The organism is Chamaesiphon sp. OTE_75_metabat_556 (genome assembly GCF_031378165.1).
GTDB lineage: Bacteria > Cyanobacteriota > Cyanobacteriia > Cyanobacteriales > Chamaesiphonaceae > Chamaesiphon.
In genome coordinates this window covers 1-4,187 of sequence record NZ_JANNDR010000211.1, presented here as the reverse complement: position 1 = coordinate 4,187, position 4,187 = coordinate 1, and the positions used below count along the sequence as shown (strand labels likewise).

Below are 4,187 nucleotides of genomic sequence, written 5' to 3'. Positions count from 1 at the left end.
CCTACCAGACACCACAACCATAAGGCCAAAAATAAAATCTTGGTAAATTCAAATACCAGTGACGATTGTGGCCGAGTGGTAACTGGCGGCAAACAAGTAGCAAGTGCGGAAACTAATTCTTCCCGATCCCGAACGATCGCGAGATTCGATCCGCCAAATCCTTTGCCAGTCGGTAATACTTGGCGAACTGGTGGATTGATAATGAATGAAGATCTAAAATAACGGGGTTGAAGCATAGGTGGCTAAAAGCGATCGACAACAAATCGGGGTGAGATATCTAAAAATTAGATGATGAGGTCGCCTCAGCAATACATTCTGTGCCGACCTTTGACATTGCAGCGATGATAAAACTAATCGTGGGATCGAAATCCCGCACGATCGACAGGCGACTCAACGACTACATCTACTGCTGTAAGTTAATTATCGCCAAAACTGCACCCTGATGACAAGTCAAGATTAGGATTCTAATTCATTTTTAGTCTAATCGAAACTGGTACAAATATTAATCCGAAAATCCCCCGATCTGTAAATATATCTTCCAAAATTGTGTCGGTATTTACACTTACTCAAGTCCGATCCCCTCCCAAATCGACTGCTAGATCGGTACTTGAGTATTTGTACTGACAACGACTCAAGCTTCGATCCCACTAAGTAATTTATCGATCGACCCAGATCCAGCTAAACCGCACTTTTGCACAGATTAATTGGATCTGCAATCGGCGCAAGCCCACACTTTTCTCTACCCCGAACTCAATGAATCGCAGCTTCTGGATTATTGCTATTATTAATTTCATCAATGCCCTGAGTTTTACGGTGCTGATCCCAACCATTTATCAATATGGCCGTGAGTTTAATCTCAGTGACTTTGAAATTAGCTTCCTGTTTGCCATCTTTTCGATCGCCCAATTCTTCGCGACCCCCATTATTGGCAAGTTATCTGATCGCTTTGGCCGTAGACCATTATTGATTATTAGTTTATTCGGCACGGTAATTGGCAATCTTCTAGCTGGCACCGCGCCCAATGCCACGGTATTATTCTTGGCGAGATTTCTCGATGGCGTTACTGGTGGCAATGTCTCCGTCGCTCAAGCTGTTATCTCGGATGTCACGACACCAGCCAATCGTGCCAAAGGGTTCGGGATCTTTGGTGCATCCTTGGGATTGGGATTTATTATGGGGCCAGTTGTGAGTTTAGTCGCTCAACAACGTTCGCTCGGTACGTCATTTTTAGTCTCCGCTGCATTTGCGGCGATCGCGCTAGTTTTGACAATATTTTTCCTCCCAGAAACTTTGCCAGCCAGGACAACTACCGAAACTAATATCTTCGATTTGGGATTGAAAGATTTAGTGAAAGGACTGACTTTTCCACGCTTAGGAATTTTATTTATTATCAATCTCTGTGTCGGCACCACCTTCACTTTATTTACGTTTGCCTTTCAGCCCTATTATCTAAAAGTTTTACACCAAGACAATAACTCTCTAACGCTATTGTTTCTAGCGATTGGAGTCGTGAGCGTAATCGTCCAAATTAAAGGCGTAAAAATCTTGACCAAATATATGAATTTAGTCAAGATTTTATGTTTGGGTTTGTTTTTCAGAAGCTTGTCTTTTATCTTGATGCCGGTAATCCCCGACATCCATTTCTTCCTGATTATCGCCATGCTGTTCTCATTATCCAATTCTCTAGTTCAGCCAATGATTAGCACTCTGATCTCGCTGAATACCAGCCCAGAAGAACAAGGCAAAATGTCAGGATTGAATGCTTCGTATTTAAGTGCGGCCAATGGCATCGGGCCGATTATTGCCGGACTGATGGTAGATCGGCGTCATCCAGAGACTTATGGCTACCCACTGTATATCGCGGGCATTTTTACATTTATTGTCTTGTTTTTTGCGATTCAGAACCGTCACAAATACACACCAAGGATTGTACCAACTACGATCTGATTCCCATCTATTCCTGAGTCGAAGTTTGCAACTGTAAATATACTAGCCCAGCAGTAAAAGCTAATAACACCATCGCCGCAGCAGCGGCATAACCAAAATCAAATTGAGCGAAGGCTCGATCGTATATATAATAAACTAGTAAATTGGTAGAATTGAGCGGGCCACCACCGGTAATGACATAAACTTGCTCGAAACTTTTGAGTGTGAAAATGGTCGTCGTAATCGCCGCAAAAATCAGGGTCGATCGCATTCCCGGCCAGGTAATATACCGAAACTGTTGCCATTTATTGGCACCATCGAGTTCGGCCGCTTCATACCGATTGCGGGGAATTGCTTGCAATCCGGCCAAAAATACCACTAAATTAAAACCAATTTGTTTCCACACGCTCAAGAGAATAATTACCGGCATCGCCCAAAACGAATCGCTCAACCAGGCAATTTTCTCGATCCCCACATTGCCAAGCAACTGATTAATCGCGCCATCGACTTGAAATAACCACCGAAAACCCAGTCCTGCCGCCACTAATGAGACGATCGACGGGATAAAGTAAATCGTCCGAAATATACCAGTAAATGCTAAATTGCCAACGAGTAATACCGCCAAACCCAACGGAATCGCAATACTCGGTAGCACCGTACCGATCGTAAAATAAAGCGTATTCCCAATTACCTGCCAAAAGTCGGGAGTGAGCAATAGTCGTAAGTAATTCTTGACTCCAACCCAATGTACGCCCGCTCTAGTAAAACTTCCCCCCGTAAAACTGAGATAGCCGAGATAAATAATCGGGAACGCCAAGAAAACGCCCAAAATCAATAAGGCTGGGAATAAAAATATGCCAGCGGCAACATCCTCTCGCTCGATCGCAGCCGCCAAACGATCTGAAAAATGTTGTGTAGATCCTGGTTTGCTGAGTTTCACGATCGGTATTAATTGGCGCAGTTGAATTGGTGCAGATGACATTGTAGCGACGAAACGAATCGATGCTCCCAACTGCTAGCGATTTTGAGATCGCCTGATCGAGACTAAAGATCGAGCAATTGGATCGATCGAGTTATGGTTAATATTAACGTAATCGCTGAGAGTAGCTGACTTGTGGACGGATTTATTAATCTCAAGAAATTACCAACCTGGACATCTCACGATTGTGTGGCCAAAGTGCGCCGGATTTTGCAGACCAAAAAAGTCGGGCATGGCGGGACACTCGATCCAGCCGCAGTGGGCGTTTTGCCGATCGCGATCGGTAAAGCCACTAGACTATTAGAATATTTACCCGCAGGTAAAGCCTATCGTGCCATCATCCGATTGGGTATCCAAACCACCACCGACGATCTCGAAGGCGAGACGATCTACTCCCAACCAGTACCGGAACTGAAGATCGATCGAATTGAGTCCGTACTGGCCGAATTCATCGGCGAGATCGTCCAAACGCCACCCATGTATAGTGCGATTCAAGTCAACGGCCAGCGACTGTACAAGCTGGCGCGCGCTGGCGAAGTCATTGAAGTCCCAACGCGCCAAGTCACCATCGATAGCATCGAGATCCTCAATTGGACGCCTGGGGACTTTCCCGAAGTCGAAGTCCAGATTGCTTGTGGTGGCGGTACCTATATTCGATCGATCGCCCGCGATTTGGGCGAGAAACTCGGTACCAAGGGCGTGTTGGCATTTTTAGAACGTAATGGGAGTTGTGGCCTGAAATTAGCAGATAGCATCACTTTAGAAGAGCTAGCACAGCAGCAAGAAGCAGGCAACTTCGTGCCCATTTCACCAGCACGCGGATTGGCACACTTACCCACAGCCACACTCATCGATGCCGATCTCGTCAAGTCCTGGAGCCAGGGCAAACGATTGCCAGTTAACGAATTAATATTAACTCCGCCAACACTAAGCGGTAATGTCAAAGTGATGAGTGCAGATCTATGCTTAGGAATTGGCCAAATCCAATCGATCGAAGGCGAAAGCTTCATCATTCCTCAAAAAGTCCTAATTTAGCGTCAGTTCGGTCTAAGGATTTTCGTTGGCGATAGCCTCTCATTGGAGAATCGAGAAAACCCACAGATCGATTCCCATTGCGGAGCTAATGCGTTCGCGTAGCGTCTCGAAGAGAAGCGCGCCAAGCTGCCCACAGACTAACCCTTGTGCAGGGGAGTTTGAGGGGCGGCACCCCGCTCCTCAACGGGGGGACTGGGGGTCGGAGCGATGCGCGCTCGTTGGGTTCCCCAACGGTTTAGCGCATCAA

Annotated in this window: 4 protein-coding genes; 2 read left to right on the top strand and 2 right to left on the bottom strand. The window is 46.1% G+C overall.

The features are described from left to right. On the bottom strand, window positions 1–236 hold a 236-nt coding region (locus RMO27_RS08690; RefSeq protein ID WP_309731398.1), incomplete at its 3' end, for a hypothetical protein. Between the two features lie 517 nt (window positions 237–753). Here RMO27_RS08690 and RMO27_RS08685 point away from each other — a divergent pair. Further along, a complete protein-coding gene (locus tag RMO27_RS08685; protein WP_309731396.1) occupies window positions 754–1,947 on the top strand; it encodes an MFS transporter in 1,194 nt (397 codons plus the stop codon). Window positions 1,948–1,954: 7 nt separating this feature from the next. Here the strand turns inward: RMO27_RS08685 and RMO27_RS08680 are convergent, their stop codons facing one another. Next, the gene (locus RMO27_RS08680) at window positions 1,955–2,908 is read right to left on the bottom strand and encodes a sugar ABC transporter permease (RefSeq protein ID WP_309731394.1); all 954 of its coding nucleotides are present in this window, start codon (window positions 2,906–2,908) and stop codon (window positions 1,955–1,957) included. A 132-nt stretch (window positions 2,909–3,040) separates the two neighbouring features. On the opposite strand from RMO27_RS08680, the gene truB reads away from it, so the two are divergent. After that, entirely contained in the window at window positions 3,041–3,940 is a 900-nt protein-coding gene (gene truB / locus RMO27_RS08675) for a tRNA pseudouridine(55) synthase TruB (protein ID WP_309731392.1), read from the top strand. The last annotated feature ends 247 nt before the right edge of the window (window positions 3,941–4,187 follow it).